17 protein-coding genes and 1 tRNA gene are annotated in these 20,784 nt (G+C 72.6%); 13 read left to right on the top strand and 5 right to left on the bottom strand.

The window, feature by feature from the left end; genetic code table 11:
• The first annotated feature begins 54 nt into the window (after positions 1-54).
• The 7 genes from ACQPW6_RS13385 to ACQPW6_RS13355 all read left to right on the top strand — a co-directional run bounded on the left by ACQPW6_RS13385 (position 55) and on the right by ACQPW6_RS13355 (position 7,769).
• The gene (locus ACQPW6_RS13385) at positions 55-1,356 is read left to right on the top strand and encodes a cytochrome P450 family protein (protein WP_433889819.1); all 1,302 of its coding nucleotides are present in this window, start codon (positions 55-57) and stop codon (positions 1,354-1,356) included.
• A gap of 226 nt (positions 1,357-1,582) precedes the next feature.
• On the top strand, positions 1,583-2,689 hold the full coding sequence (locus ACQPW6_RS13380) for a transglycosylase family protein (protein WP_433889818.1): 1,107 nt from the start codon (positions 1,583-1,585) through the stop codon (positions 2,687-2,689).
• Positions 2,690-3,199: 510 nt separating this feature from the next.
• Entirely contained in the window at positions 3,200-3,916 is a 717-nt protein-coding gene (locus ACQPW6_RS13375; RefSeq protein WP_433889817.1) for a transglycosylase family protein, read from the top strand.
• A gap of 130 nt (positions 3,917-4,046) precedes the next feature.
• The gene (gene eno / locus ACQPW6_RS13370; protein WP_433889816.1) at positions 4,047-5,384 is read left to right on the top strand and encodes a phosphopyruvate hydratase; all 1,338 of its coding nucleotides are present in this window, start codon (positions 4,047-4,049) and stop codon (positions 5,382-5,384) included.
• A 172-nt stretch (positions 5,385-5,556) separates the two neighbouring features.
• Entirely contained in the window at positions 5,557-6,069 is a 513-nt protein-coding gene (locus tag ACQPW6_RS13365; RefSeq protein ID WP_433889815.1) for an FtsB family cell division protein, read from the top strand.
• 153 nt (positions 6,070-6,222) lie between these two features.
• Positions 6,223-6,783: a DUF501 domain-containing protein gene (locus ACQPW6_RS13360; protein ID WP_433889814.1), complete on the top strand. Its 561-nt coding sequence runs from the start codon at positions 6,223-6,225 to the stop codon at positions 6,781-6,783.
• Positions 6,780-7,769, top strand: a complete 990-nt coding sequence (locus ACQPW6_RS13355) for an exopolyphosphatase (protein ID WP_433889813.1) — start codon at positions 6,780-6,782, stop codon at positions 7,767-7,769. The genes ACQPW6_RS13360 and ACQPW6_RS13355 overlap by 4 nt, the downstream gene beginning before the upstream one ends.
• 71 nt (positions 7,770-7,840) lie before the next feature.
• On the opposite strand, the gene ACQPW6_RS13350 is transcribed toward ACQPW6_RS13355, so the two are convergent.
• The gene (locus ACQPW6_RS13350) at positions 7,841-10,216 is read right to left on the bottom strand and encodes a GH92 family glycosyl hydrolase (RefSeq protein ID WP_433889812.1); all 2,376 of its coding nucleotides are present in this window, start codon (positions 10,214-10,216) and stop codon (positions 7,841-7,843) included.
• A gap of 475 nt (positions 10,217-10,691) precedes the next feature.
• Between ACQPW6_RS13350 and ACQPW6_RS13345 the strand changes: the two genes are divergently transcribed.
• The 3 genes from ACQPW6_RS13345 (at position 10,692) to ACQPW6_RS13335 (ending at position 13,856) form a co-directional block, all read left to right on the top strand.
• The gene (locus tag ACQPW6_RS13345) at positions 10,692-12,068 is read left to right on the top strand and encodes an NAD(P)/FAD-dependent oxidoreductase (RefSeq protein WP_433889811.1); all 1,377 of its coding nucleotides are present in this window, start codon (positions 10,692-10,694) and stop codon (positions 12,066-12,068) included.
• 168 nt (positions 12,069-12,236) lie between these two features.
• The gene (locus ACQPW6_RS13340) at positions 12,237-13,559 is read left to right on the top strand and encodes a class I SAM-dependent methyltransferase (protein WP_433889810.1); all 1,323 of its coding nucleotides are present in this window, start codon (positions 12,237-12,239) and stop codon (positions 13,557-13,559) included.
• Positions 13,560-13,773: 214 nt separating this feature from the next.
• Positions 13,774-13,856: transfer RNA gene (locus tag ACQPW6_RS13335), tRNA-Leu, on the top strand.
• A 113-nt stretch (positions 13,857-13,969) separates the two neighbouring features.
• On the opposite strand, the gene ACQPW6_RS13330 is transcribed toward ACQPW6_RS13335, so the two are convergent.
• Both ACQPW6_RS13330 and ACQPW6_RS13325 read right to left on the bottom strand, forming a co-directional pair.
• Complete coding sequence (locus ACQPW6_RS13330) at positions 13,970-14,509, bottom strand: flavoprotein (RefSeq protein WP_433889809.1); 540 nt, start codon at positions 14,507-14,509, stop codon at positions 13,970-13,972.
• Between the two features lie 50 nt (positions 14,510-14,559).
• Complete coding sequence (locus ACQPW6_RS13325; protein WP_433889808.1) at positions 14,560-15,423, bottom strand: bifunctional DNA primase/polymerase; 864 nt, start codon at positions 15,421-15,423, stop codon at positions 14,560-14,562.
• A 319-nt stretch (positions 15,424-15,742) separates the two neighbouring features.
• Here ACQPW6_RS13325 and ACQPW6_RS13320 point away from each other — a divergent pair, with 319 nt between their 5' ends.
• Positions 15,743-17,773 carry a tetratricopeptide repeat protein gene (locus tag ACQPW6_RS13320; RefSeq protein WP_433889807.1) on the top strand — a complete coding sequence of 677 codons (2,031 nt, stop codon included), beginning with the start codon at positions 15,743-15,745 and terminating at the stop codon, positions 17,771-17,773.
• A gap of 108 nt (positions 17,774-17,881) precedes the next feature.
• A complete protein-coding gene (locus ACQPW6_RS13315) occupies positions 17,882-18,811 on the top strand; it encodes a Bax inhibitor-1/YccA family protein (RefSeq protein ID WP_433889806.1) in 930 nt (309 codons plus the stop codon).
• Positions 18,812-18,907: 96 nt separating this feature from the next.
• On the opposite strand, the gene ACQPW6_RS13310 is transcribed toward ACQPW6_RS13315, so the two are convergent.
• Entirely contained in the window at positions 18,908-19,141 is a 234-nt protein-coding gene (locus tag ACQPW6_RS13310) for a DUF4287 domain-containing protein (RefSeq protein WP_433889805.1), read from the bottom strand.
• Positions 19,142-19,261: 120 nt separating this feature from the next.
• Between ACQPW6_RS13310 and ACQPW6_RS13305 the strand changes: the two genes are divergently transcribed.
• Positions 19,262-19,588 carry a hypothetical protein gene (locus ACQPW6_RS13305; RefSeq protein ID WP_433889804.1) on the top strand — a complete coding sequence of 109 codons (327 nt, stop codon included), beginning with the start codon at positions 19,262-19,264 and terminating at the stop codon, positions 19,586-19,588.
• Between the two features lie 88 nt (positions 19,589-19,676).
• On the opposite strand, the gene ACQPW6_RS13300 is transcribed toward ACQPW6_RS13305, so the two are convergent.
• Positions 19,677-20,600, bottom strand: a complete 924-nt coding sequence (locus tag ACQPW6_RS13300; RefSeq protein ID WP_433889803.1) for a hypothetical protein — start codon at positions 20,598-20,600, stop codon at positions 19,677-19,679.
• Positions 20,601-20,784 lie beyond the last annotated feature (184 nt).

The following is a 20,784-nucleotide window of genomic DNA, read 5'->3' as shown; positions in this document are numbered from 1 at the left end:
TGGGGTGAACCTTCCCCTCCGCGGCAACCTGCGCCGCGGCGGTAGCGTCAGGGGATGGATGATCGCGCGGGGACGCCGCCCACCTTGTTCGACTGGGAGTTCGCCTCCGATCCTTATCCGGCGTACGGGTGGCTGCGGGAGCATGCGCCGGTGTATCGGACGACCGTGCCCAGCGGGGTGGAGGCATGGCTCGTCACGCGGTATGCGGAGGCGCGGGAAGCGTTGGCGGACGGGCGGCTGAGCAAGAATCCGGTGCATCACGCGGAGTCGCCGGGGGCGCGGGGGAAGACCGGGATTCCGGGGGAGCGGTCGGCGGATCTGATGACGCATCTGCTGAACATCGATCCGCCGGACCACACCCGGCTGCGCCGGCTGGTGTCGAAGGCGTTCACCCCGCGCCGGGTGGCGGAGTTCGAGCCGCGGGTGCGGGAGCTGGCCGACCGGTTCGTGGACGGGATGCTGCGGGACGGCACCGGGCAGGCCGACCTGATCCACGAGTTCGCGTTCCCGCTCCCCATCTACGCGATCTGCGACCTGCTCGGGGTGCCCGCCGAGGACCAGGACGACTTCCGGGACTGGGCCGGCATGATGATGCGCCATGTGAAGCCGGGTCAGGGCGGCGGCCCGCGCGGCGGGGTGGCGCGGGCGGTCAAGCGGATCAGGACGTATCTGGTCGAGCTGATCGAGCGCAAGCGCGCCACGCTCGGCGAGGAGTCCGCCGCCGACGACCTGATCTCCGGTCTGATCCGGGCCAGCGACCACGGCGAGCACCTGACCGGCAACGAGGCCGCCGCCATGTGCTTCGTGCTCCTCTTCGCCGGGTTCGAGACCACGGTCAACCTGATCGGCAACGGGATGCACACGCTGTTCCGGCACCCGGCGCAGCGGGCCGCCCTCCAGCAGGCGCTGGCCCGCGGCGACCACGCCCTGCTCGACCCCGCCGTCGAGGAGCTGCTCCGCTACGACGGCCCGGTGGAGATGGCCACCTGGCGGTACGCGACCAGACCGCTCACCATCGGCGGCCGGCCGATCGCGGCCGGCGACCCGGTGCTCGTCGTGCTCGCCGCGGCCGACCGCGACCCGGCCCGTTTCGACGCGCCCGGCACCGTCGACCTGGCCCGCCGGGACAACCCGCATCTGGGCTACGGGCACGGCATCCACTACTGCCTGGGCGCCCCGCTGGCCCGTCTCGAAGCCAGAACGGCGTTCGCCACGCTGCTCACCCGGCTCCCCGACCTGCGCCTTGCCGCCGATCCGGCAGAATTGCGCTGGCGCGGCGGTTTGATCATGCGCGGATTGCGTACGCTACCGGTGGCGTTCACCCCCGGCACCGCCCCGGCGGCGCAAGGGAAGTGACCCCGCGTCAGGAACGTGATCACGGCGTGACGCTCGCTACACCGACTTGTGATGCGTTGGCCAACACCGCTACGTTCTGCGGTCAACGCGAGATACAACCGGCTCGCGGGACGCGCACCACGAGGGCCGCGCCGCCCCAAGCACCGCAAAGGCGGCGGAAAAGCCGCAACAGCGGCATCAGCGGCCCCCGCCGTGACACGTCAAGGCATCAGAGAAAGGCGACCGAATGCTCTCGTCCGGGAACGGCAAGCACCGCCGCCCCCGCCAGGCTCCCGCCGCCATGGCGGCGGTCGCGGCGACGGGCGCCGGGATCGCGCTCCCCCTGCTCGGGGCGGGCGCCGCGCACGCCGCCGACGCGACCACCTGGGACCGGGTCGCGGTCTGCGAGACCGGCGGCCAGTGGCACGCCGACCCGGGCAGCGGCTTCTACGGCGGCCTCGCCATCACCCAGGACACCTGGGAGCAGTACGGCGGCACGGCCTACGCCCAGCGCCCCGACCTCGCGACCAGCACCCAGCAGATAGCCGTGGCCGAGCGGATCCTGTCCGACCTCGGCCCGGACGCCTGGCCCGGCTGCGAGACGCTGACGGGGCTGCTCGCGTCGGTCACCACACCGCCGGCCGCCGACCAGCCCGGCACCGGGACGAGCGCGGGCACGGGCACGAGCACCGGTTCGACGACGGGGGCGAGCGGCGGCACGACCACGCCGAGTACCACGCCGTCCGACCCGACCGACCCGATCGACCCGGGCGCTCCCACGACGCCGGTCACGCCCCCGGTGACGGACCCGACCACGCCGGTCACCCCGCCGTCCACCACCCCGGGCGCCCCCACCACGCCGGTCACGCCCCCGCCGGCCACGGGGACCACCACCCCGCCGTCCACCGACCCCACCGACCCGGCCTCGCCCGGCACCGGCACCGGCGACGTCCGCCCGCCCGGCCAGGTCGACCCCGGCGGCCCGGACAGCACCGACCCGCTGCCCGCCCCCGACCCGAGCGCCGGCTCCGGCAAGCACGCCAGGCCGTACAGCCCGACCGACGAGGAGCTGGCCGCCGCAGACCGGGCCAGCCGTACCGAGGTCCTCGGCATGACCGGCCGGCCGGGAAGCACCGACGACGGCAAGGCGACCGCCCCCGTCGGCTCCGGCAAGCACGCCACCGGCCCCACCGCGCCCAGCCGTTACACCGTCGGCTCCGGCGACTCGCTCGCCGGCATCGCCCGCAGCCAGCACGTGGACGGCGGCTGGCAGCACCTCTACGCGGCCAACAAGCAGGCCATCGGCACCGATCCGAATGTCATCAAACCCGGACAGATCCTCACTCTGGGCTGAACTCCCGGGTCGCGGCGGCCGGATGACAAATCGGACGTACCGTACGCCGCGGCCCGCCACCGGTGTGACAAGCCTCTCGCGGGCCGCTGTGACCGCTCCATCGCAGAGCGCTCAGAACGCCCGCTGCGACCTGCGGGTCTGTGCGACCGCTCAGCCCGGTACGGCACCCGGCGGGCGATCATGAGGTGTTTGTCCTCCCCGGCGGCCTGTGCTTAACGTCGTACCGCTCGCCACAGTGAGCCCCGCCGGTCAGAACGCCGAGTCCTGCCGCCGACCGACGGGAACAGTCGACGCGAAAGCGCCGCAGGCAGGAGCGGGGGACCCAAGGTCTTTCGCCGGAACCTGATCCGCACACCGGACAGCGGGCACGCACCGCGCCGCGAACGTGACGGACGAGCAGGGGCCGGCTCGGGGTGAAGCCGAGGCGCCGCAGCAGGCGGCCCAGGCCGGGCAACTCACGTCCGAACCCGACAGCTCACCTCGCAGGCGTCGGTGAGGGATGACAACACCATGGCAAAGCACCGTCGCGCCTCCAAGCTGGTCCGGTTCGCCGCTCTCGCCGGCGTCACCGGCACCGCGATCGCCGTACCGCTCGTAGCCGCCACCTCCGCCTCCGCAGCCAGCGTCTCCACCTGGGACGCCGTCGCGCAGTGCGAGTCCGGTGGCGACTGGTCCATCAACACCGGCAACGGCTACTACGGTGGCCTGCAGTTCTCCCAGTCCAGCTGGGACGCGGCCGGCGGCGACCAGTACGCCTCCCGCGCCGACCTGGCCACCAAGGACCAGCAGATCGCCACCGCCGAGAAGCTGCTCGCCATGCAGGGCCCGGGTGCCTGGTCCTGCGCCGGCGCCGGCAACCTGACCTCGGGCGGCGCCCCGGCCGACGTGAACACGTCCGGCAGCGGCTCCTCCGACAACGGCGGCTCCAGCAGCAACAGCAGCAGCTCGTCCTCCTCCGACAACAGCTCCTCGCAGCAGTCGACCCAGCAGCCGACGCAGAAGTCCGCCCCCCGGCACGCCAGGCACAGCGCCCCGGCCCCGGTCCAGACCTCCGCTCCGGTCAAGAACGGCGACGGCGAGTACACCGTCGTCACCGGCGACTCGCTGTCCGGCATCGCCCAGGCCCAGCACCTCTCCGGCGGCTGGGAGCACCTGTACGACCTGAACAAGGACATCGTCCAGGACGCCGACCTGATCTACCCCGGTCAGCACCTGCACCTGAGCTGACCCCCCCATCCGCCCCGGCCGGGCACGTACTCCCCCCGAGCGTGCCCGGCCGGGGTTTTCCCGTGCCCGGCGGTTTTCCGTCTCAGGACACGGCCCAGGACCGGCGCGGGCGGCGAAGCCGGTTAGGCTCATGCCGACACAGAAGACACTGAAGACGAAGACTTCGCAGATCTCTGAAGGAGACAACGTGCCGTCCATCGACGTCGTCGTAGCCCGGGAAATCCTCGACTCGCGAGGCAACCCCACCGTCGAGGTCGAGGTCGGCCTCGACGACGGCAGCACCGGCCGTGCCGCGGTCCCGTCCGGCGCCTCCACCGGCGCCTTCGAGGCCCTCGAACTCCGTGACGGCGACAAGAACCGCTACCAGGGCAAGGGCGTCGAGAAGGCCGTCCTGGCCGTGATCGAGCAGATCGGCCCGGAGCTGGTCGGCTACGACGCCACCGAGCAGCGGCTGATCGACCAGGCGATGTTCGACCTGGACGCCACCCCCGACAAGTCCTCGCTCGGCGCCAACGCCATCCTGGGCGTCTCGCTGGCCGTCGCGCACGCCGCCTCCGAGGCGTCCGACCTGCCGCTGTTCCGCTACCTGGGCGGCCCGAACGCGCACGTGCTGCCGGTCCCGATGATGAACATCCTCAACGGCGGCTCGCACGCGGACTCCAACGTGGACATCCAGGAGTTCATGATCGCCCCGATCGGCGCGGAGTCCTTCTCCGAGGCGCTGCGCTGGGGCGCCGAGGTCTACCACACGCTCAAGGGCGTGCTGAAGTCCCGCGGGCTGTCCACCGGCCTCGGCGACGAGGGTGGTTTCGCGCCGAACCTGGACTCCAACCGCGCCGCGCTCGACCTGATCGTCGAGGCGATCAAGGAGGCCGGCTACCGGCCCGGCCAGGACATCGGCCTGGCGCTCGACGTCGCCGCCTCGGAGTTCTACAAGGACGGCAAGTACCAGTTCGAGGGCAAGGAGCGGTCCGCCGCCGAGATGACCGAGTACTACGAGGACCTGGTCGCCTCGTACCCGCTGGTCTCGGTCGAGGACCCGCTGTTCGAGGACGACTGGGCGGGCTGGAAGGTGCTCACCGACCGGCTCGGCACCAAGGTGCAGATCGTCGGCGACGACCTGTTCGTCACCAACCCCGAGCGGCTGCAGAAGGGCATCGACAACGGCACGGCGAACGCGCTGCTGGTGAAGGTCAACCAGATCGGCTCGCTCACCGAGACGCTGGACGCGGTGGAGCTGGCGCAGCGCAGCGGCTACAAGTGCATGATGTCGCACCGCTCCGGCGAGACCGAGGACGTCACGATCGCCGACCTCGCCGTCGCCACCAACTGCGGCCAGATCAAGACCGGCGCGCCGGCCCGCTCCGAGCGGGTCGCCAAGTACAACCAGCTGCTGCGGATCGAGGAGATCCTCGACGACGCGGCGGTCTACGCCGGCCGCTCGGCGTTCCCGCGCTTCAAGGGCTGACCCGCGCAGGGGCCTGACTGACCCCGCCTCCCTACGTCCCCGCACCCGGTCCCGTACCGTGGGCGGGGACGTACGAGCGTGCGGGGACGTACGAGCGTGCGGGCACGTACGAGCGTGCGGAGACGTACGAGCGGGCGGGAACGGCGACGGAACGGTGGAGGGGAGTGACGGCGTGGCGGCTGACCGGTTCTCCACCGCGGCGCGGCTCAAGGCGATCGGCCACGAGGCGCAGGCCCGGGTCTACCGTGCCGCCAACCGCCCCCCGCGCCCGCTGCGGCGCAGCCGGCTGACCGGCAGGGCCGCGCTGCTCGCCCTGGTGCTGTGCGCACTGGTGGTGGCGCTCGCCTACCCGATGCGGCAGTACATCGCCCAGCGGTCCGACATCGCCGACCAGCGCCGCGAGGCGCAGCAGGCGCAGCGCAAGGTGGAGCAGCTCCGCGAGGAGAAGGCCCGCTGGCAGGACCCGGAGTACGTCCGCACCCAGGCACGCGAGCACCTGCACTACGTGCTGCCGGGCGAGACCGGGTTCGAGGTGCCGTCCCCCGCGCCCAGCGGCACGGCCGACCAGGCCGGCGGCCGGCACCCGGTCAACGACGCGGCGGCGCACCGCCCCTGGTACGACAACCTGTTCGACGGGGTCGACCAGGCCGACACCGACGCGGCGGCGCCCGCGGCCCGGCGCTGAGCCGGCTGCCCCTGGGCAGATCCGGAACGGCGCCCCGGCCCGCGCCCGGGTCCCCGGCCCGCGCTCCGGCAGATCCCGCCGCCGGCCACTCGCCTCGCCACTCGCCCCACTGACACCCACCCGATCACCGCCCACCTCCGGACAGAACGGCCCATGGACAACGCGCCCGACCCCCAGCCCGCCCCCGCCCCCCGGGCCCCGCAGGGCAGCACCCCCGCCACCGACGCGGACCTCGCCGCCGTACGGGCCCAGCTCGGCCGGCCGCCGCGCGGCCTGCGCGCGGTCGCGCACCGCTGCCCGTGCGGCAACCCCGACGTGGTGGAGACCCAGCCCCGGCTGGAGGACGGCACCCCGTTCCCGACCACGTACTACCTGACCTGCCCGCGGGCCGCCTCCGCGATCGGCACGCTGGAGGCGGACGGCGTGATGAAGGAGATGTCCGCCCGGCTGGCGACCGACCCGGACCTGGCCGCCCGCTACCGCGCCGCGCACGAGGACTACCTCGCGCGCCGGGACGCCATCGACGTCCTTGAGGGCTTTCCGAGCGCGGGCGGCATGCCCGACCGGGTCAAGTGCCTGCACGTCCTGGTCGCCCACTCGCTGGCGGCCGGTCCCGGCGTGAACCCGCTGGGCGACGAGGCGCTGGCGATGCTGCCCGACTGGTGGGCCAAGGGGCCCTGCGTGCAGCGGGCCGGGACGGAGGACGCCAGGTGACGGCCACCCGGGTCGCCGCGATCGACTGCGGCACGAACTCCATCAGGCTGCTGGTCGCCGACCTCGACACCGGCAGCGGCACGCTGGCCGACCTGGACCGGCGGATGCGGATCGTCCGGCTCGGCCAGGGCGTGGACCGCACCGGACGGCTCGCGCCGGAGGCGCTGGAGCGCACGTTCGCGGCCTGCCGCGAATACGCCGAGGTGATCCGCGAGCACGGCGTGCCCGCCGAACGGGTCAGGTTCGTGGCCACCTCCGCCTCGCGCGACGCCGACAACCGGGACGACTTCGTCCGCGGGGTGCGGGAGGCGCTGGGCGTCGGCCCCGAGGTGATCAGCGGCGACGAGGAGGCCGCCCTGTCCTTCACCGGCGCCACCTGCGAACTGACCGGCGGCCACGGCCTCGAACGCCCCTACCTGGTGGTGGACATCGGCGGCGGCTCCACCGAGCTCGTCCTCGGCGACCGCGAGGTGACGGCGGCCCGCTCGGTGGACATCGGCTGCGTACGGATGACGGAACGGCACCTGCTGCACGACGGCCGGCTCACCGACCCGCCCACCCCCGACCTGGTCGCCGCGATCACCGCCGACATCGACGCGGCCCTGGACGAGGCCGCCCGCACGGTCCCCCTCGACCGGGCCCGCACCCTGGTCGGCCTGGCCGGCTCCGTCACCACCATCGCCGGCATCGCCCTCGACCTCCCGGCCTACGACTCCACCGCGATCCACCACTCCCGCGTATCGGTGGACCGGGTCCGCGAGATCACCACCCGCCTCCTGACCGCCACCCACGCCGAACGCGCCGCGATCCCGGTCATGCACGAGGGCCGCGTGGACGTGATCGCCGCCGGCGCCCTGGTCCTGCTCCGCATCATGGACCGCACCGGAGCCCAGGAGGTAGTGGTGAGCGAGCACGACATCCTCGACGGCATCGCCTGGAAGACGGCAGAAGACACGGCAGAGGGCACGGCAGCGGACGCCGGTTAGCGACGCGAACGGGCCGGGGCGGATGTTTGCCGCCCCGGCCCGTTCGCCTGGTCCTCTGGTTCCGCCGGGGGTTACCCCTTCGTGCCGGACATCGCCGGCGGCTGGTTGGGCGTGCCGACGCCCCAGCTCGTGGAGGCCGGGTCCGTGGTCAGCTTGAAGGTGAGCGTGCCCGACTTGAGCAGGTCCCGGTGCGAGATCCAGCTCTTCGTGGTCGGAGTGCCGCCCGCCTTCAGGGACTTGACGTACTGGAGGCTGGTGGAGGACGCGCCCGGGGCGTTGACGGTGAGCTTGGTGCCGTCGGACTGCGTGATCACCGCCTTCGGGAACATCGGCGCCGACAGCACGTAGTTGCCGGAGCCCGGCTGCGCCTCGAACATGCCGAGCATCTCGAAGACCGCGACCGCGGAGGTCGCGCCGAGGTCGTCGTTGCCGGGGATGCCCTGCGGGCCGTCGGTGAACAGCGCCCGCTGCGCGCGGGTGACCGCGGAGGTCTTCCACGGGCTGCTGGTCCAGGCGTACATCCACGGGGCGTGGAAGTCCGGCTCGTTGTTCGGGTTGAACTGGTAGTGGCCGGCGTAGTCGATCGAGCCGGTCACCCAGTTCTTCGACGCGGCCGTGGCCGGGTCGGCCATCACCGCGGGCATCGAGAAGAACGTGTCGAGCCGCGACTCCGCCAGCGCCGAACCGCCCATCAGGCCGAACAGCTTGTTCGGGTCCTGCTGGCCCAGCCACTGGTACTGCCAGGCGGTGCCCTCCTTGAAGCCGGTGCCGTCCACCACCGAGTCGGCCGGCACGAAGCCGCCGTCGTCACCGCGCACCTGCGGGAAGCCGGTGTAGCCCATCGACGTCGCCGAGGTGTCCCAGATGTTGCTGAACGCGTCGCAGCGCGGCTGTAGTTGCCTGGCCTCGGCGTCCTTGCCGAGCCCGCGCGCCATGGTGCCGAGCGCGCAGTCCGCGAGCGAGTACTCCAGGCCGATCGAGGCCGCCTCGTTCGGGATCTTCGAGGACGGGATGTAGCCCTTGGCCAGGTAATCGGGGTTGTACGCCCGGCCGTTGATGTTCGTGGACGGCGGCGGCGTCTCGTTGACGTTCTTCCACAGCGCGTCGAACAGGTCGTTCGCCAGCTTCTTGCCCAACAGGCCCCGGGAGTACAGCGATACGACGAACGGGGTCACCGGGTCGCCGCTGGTGGCGTTGGTCTCGGCCTGGCCGAGCGACCAGCGCGGCACCCAGCCGGCCTGCTGGTAGATGTCCAGGATCGTCTGCGCCATGTCGGTGGCCCGCTGTGGTTCGAGCAGCGCCACCAGCTGGTTCTGCGATCTGTAGGTGTCCCACATGGAGAACATCTGGTAGTAGTCGTGCCCCTTGGCCACCTTGTGCGGCTTGCCGTCGAAGCCCTGGTAGGTGCCGTCCACGTCCTGTGCCACCGACGGGTGCAGCAGGCCGTGGTAGAGCGCGGTGTAGAAGGTCTTCAGGTCGGCCGTGGAGTCGGTCGACACCTTCACCGACAGCAACTGGTGCTGCCACGCCTTGTGGGTGGCGGCCCGCATCGCGTCGAACGCGAGCGGCCTGCCCTGCGAACCGGTGGCCTCCGCCACCCGGTTCTTCTCCGCGCCCGCCACCGAGCTGTAGGAGATCCCGGTGGTGGTCACCACCGGCGCCTTCGGGTGGGGCGCCACCGAGATCACCGCGCCGCCGGTGGCCGAGGTACGTCCCTCGGTCGGCGTCTTCTCGCCGCGGTTCCAGGTGGCCACGTCGGTGATCGGCTGATTGAGCGTCATGCTGAAGTAGACGGTGTACCGGCTGGGCCGCCCGTCACCGCAGAACGAGCCGCTGGTCACCGACCCCTGGATCTTGTCGCCGACCACCTTCACGTCGCTGGCGAACGTCTGCCCCCACACGTCGCCGACATCGACGACCACCTTGGGCGCGGCGGTGTCGGCCGGGTAGCTGAAGCGGTCCATGCCCACCCGGGTCGAGGCGGTCAGCTCGGCCCTGATGTTCGACTTGTCCAGCGTCACCGCGTAGTAGCCGGGCGTGGACTGCTCGGTGGAGTGCCGGAACGGCGACATGTTCGCCGCCAGCGAGGTGTCGGTGACGGCGCCGCTGACCGGCATCACCCGGATCCAGCTGCCCGCCGGGCAGCCGACACCTGACAGGTGCACCTGGCTGAAGCCGGTCAGGGTGGTGGCGTCGTAGTTGTAGGCGGCGTTCCCCACGTTGGTGTCCGGGCTGTTCTGCTCCATCCCGAACGGCATCGAGGCGCCGGGGAAGGTCATCCCGTCCGTGGTGTTGCCGACCTGCGGGTTGACGTAGACGGTCGGGTCGGAGACGGCCGGCGGAGCGGCCTGCGCCGCCGGTGCGGCCAGCGCGCCCGCCGCCAGCAGCGATGACGCGATCACTCCGACCACGACGGCGAAACGCCGGTGTCTGCGGAGTCCTGACATGAGTGGTCCTTCGCTTGACAACGTTGTCTAAGAGACGAGTCGATACCCGGCGGCGGAGCCGGTCAAGATCCGGCACACGATGAACACACAGCCCACACATAACTGCGGAGGCGGCCCGCGCGGAACCGCGGAGGGCGGCACTCCGAGAACCTTTGTGAAACTCTTCACATGAAGTTCCCGCCCGGCGGGCCAATTTTCCAAGGTTTCGGACGTCCAAACCCCTGAAATCCTTGGCCCAGCAGTGTTTCAGGCACGTGACGGGTGGTCGAACACCGGACCCGTGAGCGGTGGTCGCCGGGTGATCGACGCTGATCACGGGCACGATCACCGGGCGCCGTCGAGGTGCGGCCCGCGATCGTCCAGGACCCGCAGGTGGGGCGCCGATCGTGAAGCCGGGCAGGGTAGCACAGGGTACCCATCACCTTGTGAAGGGGCTCACGAGGGGGTCCCCCACCTGTGTTGGATACTCGATGGCATGAGCACCACGGAGCGTCCACGGATCCTCGTAGTAGGCGGCGGTTACGTCGGCCTGTACGCGGCGCGCCGCATCCTGAAGAAGATGCGGTACGGCGAGGCGACCGTCACGGTTGTCGACCCGCGCTCGTACATGACGTACCAGCCCTTCCTTCCCGAAACCGCAGCAGGCAGCATCTCCCCGCGCCACGTCGTCGTCCCGCTGCGACGCGTGCTGCCCGGGGCCGAGGTGCTGACCGGCCGGGTCACGACCATCGACCAGGACCGCAAGGTCGCCGTGGTCGAGCCGCTGGTCGGTGAGTCCTACGAGCTGCCCTTCGACTACCTGGTGATGGCGCTCGGCGCGGTCTCCCGTACCTTCCCGATCCCCGGCCTCGCCGACAACGGCATCGGCATGAAGGGCGTCGAGGAGGCCATCGGCCTGCGCAACCACGTCCTGGAGCAGCTCGACAAGGCCGACTCCACCACTGATGAGGAGGTCCGCCGCCGGGCGCTGACCTTCGTCTTCGTCGGCGGCGGCTTCGCCGGCGCCGAGACCATCGGCGAGGTCGAGGACATGGCCCGCGACGCGGCCAAGTACTACCCGAACGTCAAGCGCGAGGACATGCGCTTCATCCTCGTCGACGCCGCGGACAAGATCCTCCCCGAGGTCGGCCCGCAGCTCGGCGCCTGGGGCCTCGAGCACCTGCGCGAGCGGGGTATCGAGGTCTACCTCAGCACCTCGATGAAGTCCTGCGTCGACAAGCACGTGGTGCTCGCCAACGGACTGGAGATCGACGCCTCCACCATCGTGTGGACGGCCGGCGTGAAGCCGAACCCGGCGCTGGCGAAGTTCGGCCTGCCGCTGGGCCCGCGCGGCCACGTCGACACCGCGCCCACCCTCCAGGTGCGCGGCACCGACTACATCTGGGCCGCCGGCGACAACGCCCAGGTCCCCGACCTCGCCGCCGGCGAGGGCGCCTGGTGCCCGCCGAACGCCCAGCACGCGCTGCGCCAGGCCAAGCTGCTCGGCGACAACGTGATCTCCGGGCTGCGCGGCTTCCCGCAGTCGGACTACAAGCACGCCAACAAGGGTGCCGTGGCCGGCCTCGGGCTGCACAAGGGCGTCGCGATGATCGTCGTCGGCAAGGCGAAGATCAAGGTCAAGGGCCGGCTGGCCTGGTACATGCACCGCGGCTACCACGGCCTGGCGATGCCGACCTACAACCGCAAGATCCGGGTCTTCGCCGACTGGACGCTGGGGATGTTCCTCAAGCGCGAGGTCGTCTCGCTCAGCGCGATGGAGAACCCGCGCGAGGAGTTCTACGTGGCGGCCCGTCCCGCCCCGGTCGCCGCGGTCGTCGCCGAGCCGGCGCCCGAGCGGGCGAACGCCTCCTGAACGGCCCGCAGTACCCCGGCTGACCAGCCGGAACAAGCGCTGAAACCGAGGGCGCCCGCCATCCGTGGTGCGGGCGCCCTCGGCATGTTCGGCCGTCCGGCGAATATATGTGTATCCGCAACGTAGATTCCCGGGTCAACGGCGAGTTTCAGTCGTACGCTCGGAAACATGGCTGATGCGGCACGTCGAATCGTAGAACTCGCCGGTCAGGCCCTGGCTCGACCGCTCCCGCTGCGCGTGCGCGCCTGGGACGGCAGTGAGGCGGGACCGGAAGGCGCCCCCGTACTCGTGATCCGCCGGCGCCGGGCGCTGCGCCGACTGCTGTGGCGGCCCGGCGAACTGGGCCTGGCCCGCGCCTGGGTGGCCGGCGACCTCGACATCGACGGCGACCTCTATGACGCGCTCGAACGGCTCTCCGGGCTGTTCTGGGAGCGCGGCGAGGCCGGACCGGCCGTCTCGATGGCCGAAACCGCCCGCAAGCTGACGGCCGTGCTGCGCGACCCGGTCACCTACCGGGCCGCCCGCAGCGCGCTGTCGCTGGCCGGTGCCGGGCTGCCGCCCGCGCCGCCGCCGGAGGAGGTGCGCCGGCGTACCGGCATCGCCCACACCAAGCGCCGCGACCAGGCGGCCATCGCCCACCACTACGACGTCGGCAACGACTTCTACGAGCTGGTGCTCGGCCCCTCCATGGTCTACTCGTGCGCCCTGTGGCCGGCCGAGGACACCACCCTGGAGCAGGCGCAGGAGGCCAAACTCGACCTGGTCTGCCGCAAGCTGGGGCTGCGCGAGGGGCAGCGGCTGCTCGACGTCGGCTGCGGCTGGGGCTCGATGGTGCTGCACGCCGTCCAGCACTACGGGGTGACCGCCACCGGCATCACGCTGTCGGTCGAGCAGGCCGCGTTCGCCCGCAAGCGCATCGCCCAGGCCGGGCTCGGCGACCGGATCGAGATCCGGGTGCAGGACTACCGGGACGTGCCCGACGGCCCCTATGACGCGATCTCGTCGATCGGCATGGCCGAGCACGTCGGCAGCGCCCGCTACCTGGAGTACGCCCGCACCCTCTACGGGCTGCTGCGGCCCGGCGGCCGGCTGCTCAACCACCAGATCGCCCGCCGCCCGCTGCGCGACGAACAGGCGTACGAGATCGACGAGTTCATCGACCGCTATGTCTTCCCCGACGGGGAGCTGGCCCCGGTCGGCGCCACCGTCTCCCGCCTTGAGGAGGCCGGTTTCGAGGTGCGGGACGTGGAGGCGCTGCGCGAGCACTACGCGCGCACGCTGCGCGCCTGGGTCGGCAACCTGGAGCAGCACTGGGCGGCCGCGGCCCGCGCCACGAGCTACGGCAGGGCCAGGGTCTGGCGGCTCTACATGGCCGCCTCCGCGCTGTCCTTCGAACGCAACCGGATCGCCGTCAACCAGGTGATGGCGGTGCGCACCGACGACGAAGGCGACTCGGGCCTGCCCCGCACCCGTGCCGCGTGGCTGTCATAGGGCCCTGCGGGGCGTCAACATCCGGTTGCGGAGAGCGATTTCACGTCACTTGTGCGTGGTGACAGTTGCTGCTGTGAAACCGTTCTGTACTGCCCTGGGACCGTTCAAAGGGTACTGATGTTCCGTCAGTAACCCCTAAAATAAGACAACATGGCTGAACTGCGGTCCTGTTCGCCGCCTCCGGCACGGATACGCTTTTCCTGCGCCCCGCCCGGCCCGGATGGTGGAACGCAGACACGGCGAGCTTAAACCTCGCTGCCCCTCGGGGGCGTGCCGGTTCAAGTCCGGCTCCGGGCACTCTCCCCATCCTGCGAGCCGCCTCCGCAAGGAGCCCGGCCGCGGCGCTCCCGGCCCGCGACCACCAGGCCGGGAACGGGGGAGAGGCCCGCAGCCGGATCACCGCGTACGGTTCAGCCGGCCGTCTCGTCCACCGCGGAGAGCAGAAGGTGCCACGGGAAGACGGCCGGGCTGTCCTGGCCGGGTTCCTGCGGCACCGAACCGGTGCTGTCGTGCAGCACGTTCACGCCGGCCAGCCGCAGCTCGCCGATCGACCGTTCGAACGCCGGGTGCCGGGCGTAGGCGGTGTTCACGCAGGGCATCGCCACCAGCGGGACACCCCGGCCGATCGCCTCGGCCACCACGCCCACCACGAACCTGTCGGTCAGCCCGAGCGCCCAGGCGTTGACCGTGTTGAACGTGGCGGGCGCCATCGCGATCACGTCCGCCGCCGGCCACACGTCGGGCTCGCCCGGCAGCTTGTACTCCGAGCGCACCGGGTGGCCGGTCAGCGCCGCGAGCCCGGACAGGCTGCCGCCCAGCCAGCGGGCCGCGGTCGGCGTCAACCCCAGGCACACGTCCCACCCCTGGGCCTGCGCGGATTCGATCACCCCCGCCACGTCGAAGACCGGCGGAGCGGCGGAGCCGAACAGGTACAAGGTGCGGGAAGTCATGGTCACAGCCAACCCCGGCGGTCCCCGGGAGTGCAACCGTGCCCCACGCGTCACGGATGCGGCGAGGCCCGCAGCCGGCCGGCCGAGGCCACCGTCGCCGCCGCCTCCCGCTCCGACAGGCCGGTGTGCACCGCGGCCGTCACCAGAGCCGGCGCCAGCGCCTCGCCGAATCCGGCGTCGTACGCACGGCAGGCCGCCCAGAACAGCCGCCCGTTGCGCTCGCCCTCCTGCGAGTCGAGCACGAAGCGCACCAGGCCCGCGGCGCGCTTCTCGGCCGGGTGCCGCGGCTCGGGCTCGGCCTCCCGGGGCGGTGGCGGCGGCGCGGTCAGCCGCAGCAGCGCCTCGGGCGCCGGGGCCAGCGGATGCCGGGCGGCGCCCGGCGCCAGCAGGTAGCGGCCGCCGACCGTGCGGGAACCGGGCCCGACGACGTAGCCGCCCTCGCCGCGGACATCTATGCCGGGCCCGAGCCGGCCCACCGAGTTCGGCACCGGGCCGGGCGCGGACAGCCACAGGTGCCGGCCGCCGCTGGGCGTCAGCACGGTGACGGTGTCGGGCACGGTGAAGGCGTACGCCCCGGCCAGCGCGCGCAGCTCGGCCACCCCGTCGGTGCCGTGCTTGACGTCCAGGTCGAGGCCGATCAGATGGAACGGCGCCCGGCCGCAGGCGATGCCGTAGCCGGTCGACCAGGGCGCGACGGCGAACAGCGCGCGGATCGCCGCCGGGTCGGTGGTCGCGTCGTACACCCCGTGCCCCGGTCTGCCGCACTCGCCGCGGCAGCCGGTCGCCCGCAGCTCGTCCCGGTGCGGGGAGCGGACGGCGGGCATCTTGGTGCGGGACAGCGGGATCACCGGCAGCCCGCGCGCGGCCGTCAGCAGCGCCGCGTGCAGGGCGCGGGTGTGGTCGGGGCGTGGCATGGCCTGCTCCCTGATGTTCGAACGCGTGTTCGTCTCCACATGTCAGTGATACCGCGCCGGAGGCTCCGCGTCCACCGGATAGGGCCGCGGGCCGGGTCACTGCGGTGATCAGCGGATGCAGCGGGGGGCGCACGCCGTACCCGCGGCGTACGGGACGGCGCCCGGACCGGCCGCACGCGTGCGGGGCGGCGCCCGGATGCGCCAGCCGCGCGCCCACCCCCGTGTTCGCGGCGGCCGCCCGGCGGTACTACGGTCGGCTCGTTGCCAGTTGGCCGTGCCGGGGGCTCGGCCGTGGCGAGCACGGAGGAGGGGGCAGGCGGTGGACGAACTGCACGCGGGGGACGCCGAGTTGTGTGCCGGGGGCGGCGCGCAGCGGCTGGCGGCCGAGGGCGAGACGTCGCTCGCCCGGCTGATCATGGACGGCGGCGACCTGCCGCACGCCGCGAGCCACCTCGGCAACGCCGTCGCCATCGACCCGCTGCTGCCCGAGACGCACGAGGCGCTCAGCGAACTCGCCGCCAGGGCGGGCGGGCCGCGGGCCGCGCTCGCGCTGTTCCCGCTGGAGAACCCCTACATCGGCGCGGTCGTCTGCCACGCGCACCTTCAGGCGGCCTGCGGCGAGTGGTCGGAGGCGGTCGGCCTGATCGCGACCGCGATCCGCGCCGAGTACGACCGCCCCTGGTCGCAGGTGGCCTGGCTGACCCAGGACCGGCTGCCCGACCTGCTGCCGCCCGACGTCATGACCCAGGCGCTGGCCCGCGCGGTCGGCGGGGCGCTCCCCGACCCGATCCCGGAGCCGGCGCGGGACGCGCTGCGGCCGTTCTACGACCTGGCCGCCGCCGTCATCGCCCGGCACCCCGCCGACGCCCGGCTCGCCGCGATCGGCTCCGGCCTGGCCCGCCGCTTCGGCGACACCGGCCGCGCGGTGGCCTGGGCCGAGCAGGCCCGGCGGGCCGAGCCGGGCCACGTCGCCAGCGTGATGCTCGGGTACGCGCTGCGCGCCGCGGACCGGCCGGACGAGGCGGTGCGGGTGTGGGAGGAGGAGATCGAACGGGACGACTCGGATCTGTCGCTGATGGTCGACATCGCCGAGCTCTACACCTCCACCGGCCGCCCCGCGCAGGGCCTGGCCTGGGCCGAACGGGCCGCCGCGGCCGACCCGGCCCACCCCCAGGCCGCCCCCGCCGTGCACGGCGTCCGCTTCGCCGCCGACGGCGCCGCCGCCCACCTGCTGGCCCTGGCCGACCACCTCCGCGCCCACCCCGACCACGGCTACGCGGCCGTGGTGCTGACCCGCCACAGCGAGTCCCGCGCCTGGCTCGGCACGGTGGACCAGGCCACCGAGGCAACGGTGAACGTCCTCCACCAGATCCTGCAGAGCGCCGACGCCGGCCCTGACCGCGACGGCCCGAGCCGCCTGGTGTCCTCAACAGTCGAACCCCCGAGCGCGGGCCTGGCCTTCCGGCTGGCGTTCCCGCACGCGGAACTGTCGGCGGAGTCGGTGGGAGCCCCGGACCCGCGAGTGCCGGTGGGGCAGCCGGACGCGAGGGGGCCGATGGCAGACCCCGACCAGCGGCAGACGTCCGGCGATGCCGACGCGCGGGCTCGCGTTCAGGTGTGGCGTTATGCGGGCCTCGACCCCTACCCCGCCGTACCGCCGCCGGCGCCCGAGGCGGGTCGGCTGGTTCAGGACACCGCTGCTTTCAGCTGGCCGCACATTCCTGCCGCGTATGACCATGCCGTGCGGCTGGCCGGGCTGGCGCTCGACGATCTGCTCGGGGTGCTCGTTCATCCGCCGGTGCCGCCGGATGACGAGTTCGGGGGTGTGCTGCGCGATCATCGGCCTGAGCTGTGGGTCAGGGGGGTGCAGACGTTCGGGTGCCTGGGGATCGCGCATCACCGGACCGATCAGCCGTGGGCGGGGTCCGAGCGGCGGCGGGTGCTGCTCGATCTGCTGAACGGGCCGGAGGACTGGATCACCGAGAGCGCCGCCTTCGCGCTCGTCGCGGTCGGCTGGGTGGAACCGGCGGCCCGCGCCGACGTGGGTGCGCGGCTCGCCGAGCGGCTGGCGGCTGCCGGGCGGGCCCGGCTGACCCGGGAGGTCACCATCCTCGGCTCACTGTGCCGGCTGGTGCTGCTCTGCCCGTGGCTCGACCAGGACCCGGCCGGCCGGGAGGCGACCGCCGCCGCCCGCGGCCTGCTCGCCGAGCTGGACGCCGAGGCCCCGGACCCGCCGGCCGCGCCGGCCGATCACCGCGGCGCGCAGCCGCCCGCCCCGGCCCGTGATCCGTCAGTCGGGCGCAAAGCGCGCACGCCGCGCCGCGGCCTTTTCCGCCGCAGGCGTGATTGACCGGTCGTTTCGGGGAACGATCACCCTCCAGACCAGGAACTGGCTGGCTTTTTTGCCAAGCCATTACTCTTGGGACAGAGCCGCAGCACGCGGCCATGGAGGAGTGACATGAGGAGCAGCAACCCGGTCTTCTCCCGGCGGGGCTTCACCCGCGGGAGCGAGTACGCCGGCTTCGGCGGCCAGGCTGCGCAGGGCGGCGCGGGCACGCAGGGCAACCCCTACGGCCAGGCCGGTAATCCGTACGCCCAGGGCGGCGCCGGTTACCAACAGGCCGGCGCCCCGTACCCGCCGCAAGGCGCCCGCAACCCCTACGACCAGCAGCCGATGAGCCCCGAGCAGTTGGAGCAGATGTACGCCGGCCCGTCCGCGGGCCCGGCCCAGACCGGCCGGATGACGATGGACGACGTCGTCATGCGGACGCTGATGACCCTCGGCGTCGTGGTCGTCGGCGTGCTGCTCGGCTGGTTCGCGCTGCCCGACAGCATGGGCCTCGCGTTCGGCGCCGCGATCGTCGCCTTCGTGCTGGCCATGATCCAGTCGTTCATGGGCCGCCCGGTGCCCGCGCTGGTGCTCGGCTACGCGATCTTCGAGGGCGTCTTCCTCGGGGTGCTCAGCGAGCAGTACAACGAGGCATGGCAGGGCGCTCCCGTCCAGGCCGTGCTGGGCACGATGGCGGTCCTCGCGGGCACGCTGTTCGCCTACAAGACCCGGATCATCCGGGTCACCGCCCGCTACCAGCGGATCGGCCTGGCCGTCGCCGTAGGCTTCGTGATCGCGATGGTGGTCAACCTGCTGTTCGCCGCCTTCGGCAACAACAACGGCCTCGGCCTCACCACCGGCCCGCTCGCGATCGTCTTCTGCATCCTGGGCATCGCCCTCGGCGCCTTCTTCCTCTCCCTGGACTTCAAGCAGATCGAGGACGGCATCCGCTACGGTGCCCCGCGCAACGAGTCCTGGCTCGCCGCGTTCGGCCTGACGCTGTCGCTGGTGTGGATCTACCTGCAGATGCTGCGGCTGATCGCGCTGCTGCGCGACTGACCTGTCCGGCAGAGGCCGGCCAAGCATGAACGGGCCGCCCGGAAGCGCTGCTTCCCGGCGGCCCGTCGGCGTCGGTGGGTGGTGGGAAGGCGGCGGCTAGAGCAGATTGCGCGCGGCACGGCGCAGGTCGTACTCGTGGATGAGGGCCTTGGCGTGGCCGTAGGAGAGGTCGTGCTCGCTGCGCAGCCAGCTGACCTTCTCGTCGAAGCGGAGGAACGAGGGACCGTCGGCGACGGCTCGCAGCCAGTCGCTGACCTCACGGCCGGTGGATTGGGGAATGCGGTCGAGCAGATTCCGGTGGGTTTCCTCGGAGAAGTGCGTTTGGTACATCGGCGCCTCCGGTATGTGGTCCGGTCACCCCACCGTGCCCGAGCCGTGGGTTGTTGGCAACCATCAGGGGCGTGCGGATATGGGTGCGAGGCCGCACCCTCACCCGGGTAGGGTCGCGCCATGCCCGAACCCACCGACTTGCGCCCCGCTGTCGAACGCCTCGCGGGGCGGCTGCGGTCGCTGCCGCAACGCAGGCTCCAGGCGGGCGCGGCGGCCGAAGGGCTGGAACTGGCCCGGTGGTTGGCGCGCGAGGCGCAGCTGCTGGAGTTCCCCGACCGCGAGCCGCGGCTGATCCCCGACGACGGTGTGTTCACCGTGGGCGACCAACTGGCCGTCGCGGGCAACGAGTTGGTGGCGGCGCTGGCCGAGGCGGAGCCGGCCGGCGGCCAGCGGCTGCTGGCCGAGGCGCTGGCCAGGGTGACGGTGACGGCGAAGGCCGTCGGCTAGCCGGGCCGACGAGCACCTGATCCCCAGCGCCGGACGCCGGACGCCGAACTCCGGGCCGCGGTACGGCGCCAGGCCCCCGGCGGCCACGTCAGAGCGAGGCCACCACCCGGTCGGCGAGCACGTACACGCTCTCCTCGCCGAAGGCGAAGGTCAGCGCGTAGGCGCCGGCTATCGCGGAGCCGCCGCGCAGCACCGGCACGTCACCGCGGTCCAGCGCGTCCGACAGCCGCAGCGCGGTGTCCCGGTGACCGGGGGTCATGCACAGCGTGGTGCCGTCGGCGAAGACGTACACGTCCAGCGTGCCCAGCGGGCCGGGGCGGACGTCGGAGAGCGGGATGCGCCCCTCGGCGAGGTCGGCGAGCCGCTGCGCGGTCTGGTCCTGAGAGGCCACGACCGGCGAGGGCGCGTAGTCCGGACCCGAGGGGTGCGGGATCGCGCCCGGCGCGGGCCTGGCCGTCTCGGGGCGCTCCGGCGCGTCCGGTTCCAGGCCGCCGTCGAGACCAGCGTCCAGTTCGGCGTCGAGGCCCGGCTCAAGGCCCGCGAAGTCCGCCTGCCGGGGCAGGTACGGCAGCACCGGGGGCACCTCGTAGTCCGGCCGGTCGGACCGTTCGATCCGTTCGACGCGCTCGGGCCGCTCGGGCAGGTCCGGAAGGTCGGGCAGGCCGGCCGCCGCCTCGGGCGGCAGCACGCCGCCGGGGCCCGCGCCGTAGAGGCCGCCGCGGAAGAAGGCGCCGTCGCCCGCGGTCTCCCTGGCCTCCTGCTCGGCCCAGAAGGCCCGCGCCTCGGCCAGCTCGCGTTCCCGCTCGTCGGCCAGCGCGTCGGCCACGGCGGTCCTGATGTCACAGGCCGTCTCGCACGCCGACTCGCGTGGCGCGGGCACCTTGAGGCCGGCCAGATCCTGGCGCAGGGCGGTCAGCTCGCGGCGCAGACCGCGGGCGGAGAGCAGGGCGGCGGAACCCGCGGCCACGGCGATACCCGCGGCGACCAGCAGGACGGTGAAGTTGGCACTCACTGACGTTCTCCCGACTGACGCGACCCGAGCAATGCCCACCAGACCGGTGGACGAAACTTCCCCCTCACTCACTCTGCCGGTAAACCCCTGGCCTTTGCAGTGCGTAAAGTCATGACTTGGGTGGGTATATAGACCTAGTCCGTCCGAGGAGGACCGCGCTGACCTGCGCAAACAAAGCGCCCCC

It is taken from the genome of Streptomyces sp. CA-111067, assembly GCF_050956065.1.
Taxonomy (GTDB): Bacteria; Actinomycetota; Actinomycetes; order Streptomycetales; family Streptomycetaceae; genus Actinacidiphila.
Note: the sequence above shows the minus strand (reverse complement) of the source record. Positions and strands in the feature narration are given on the sequence as shown.

Coding starts and splice junctions, on each gene's coding strand:
- ACQPW6_RS13385 (WP_433889819.1), top strand. CDS start 55: ATGGATGATCGCGCGGGGACGCCGCCCACCTTGTTCGACTGGGAGTTC.
- ACQPW6_RS13380 (WP_433889818.1), top strand. CDS start 1,583: ATGCTCTCGTCCGGGAACGGCAAGCACCGCCGCCCCCGCCAGGCTCCC.
- ACQPW6_RS13375 (WP_433889817.1), top strand. CDS start 3,200: ATGGCAAAGCACCGTCGCGCCTCCAAGCTGGTCCGGTTCGCCGCTCTC.
- eno (WP_433889816.1), top strand. CDS start 4,047: ATGCCGACACAGAAGACACTGAAGACGAAGACTTCGCAGATCTCTGAA.
- ACQPW6_RS13360 (WP_433889814.1), top strand. CDS start 6,223: ATGGACAACGCGCCCGACCCCCAGCCCGCCCCCGCCCCCCGGGCCCCG.
- ACQPW6_RS13350 (WP_433889812.1), bottom strand. CDS start 10,216: ATGTCAGGACTCCGCAGACACCGGCGTTTCGCCGTCGTGGTCGGAGTG.
- ACQPW6_RS13345 (WP_433889811.1), top strand. CDS start 10,692: ATGAGCACCACGGAGCGTCCACGGATCCTCGTAGTAGGCGGCGGTTAC.
- ACQPW6_RS13340 (WP_433889810.1), top strand. CDS start 12,237: ATGGCTGATGCGGCACGTCGAATCGTAGAACTCGCCGGTCAGGCCCTG.
- ACQPW6_RS13330 (WP_433889809.1), bottom strand. CDS start 14,509: ATGACTTCCCGCACCTTGTACCTGTTCGGCTCCGCCGCTCCGCCGGTC.
- ACQPW6_RS13325 (WP_433889808.1), bottom strand. CDS start 15,423: ATGCCACGCCCCGACCACACCCGCGCCCTGCACGCGGCGCTGCTGACG.
- ACQPW6_RS13315 (WP_433889806.1), top strand. CDS start 17,882: ATGAGGAGCAGCAACCCGGTCTTCTCCCGGCGGGGCTTCACCCGCGGG.
- ACQPW6_RS13310 (WP_433889805.1), bottom strand. CDS start 19,141: ATGTACCAAACGCACTTCTCCGAGGAAACCCACCGGAATCTGCTCGAC.
- ACQPW6_RS13305 (WP_433889804.1), top strand. CDS start 19,262: ATGCCCGAACCCACCGACTTGCGCCCCGCTGTCGAACGCCTCGCGGGG.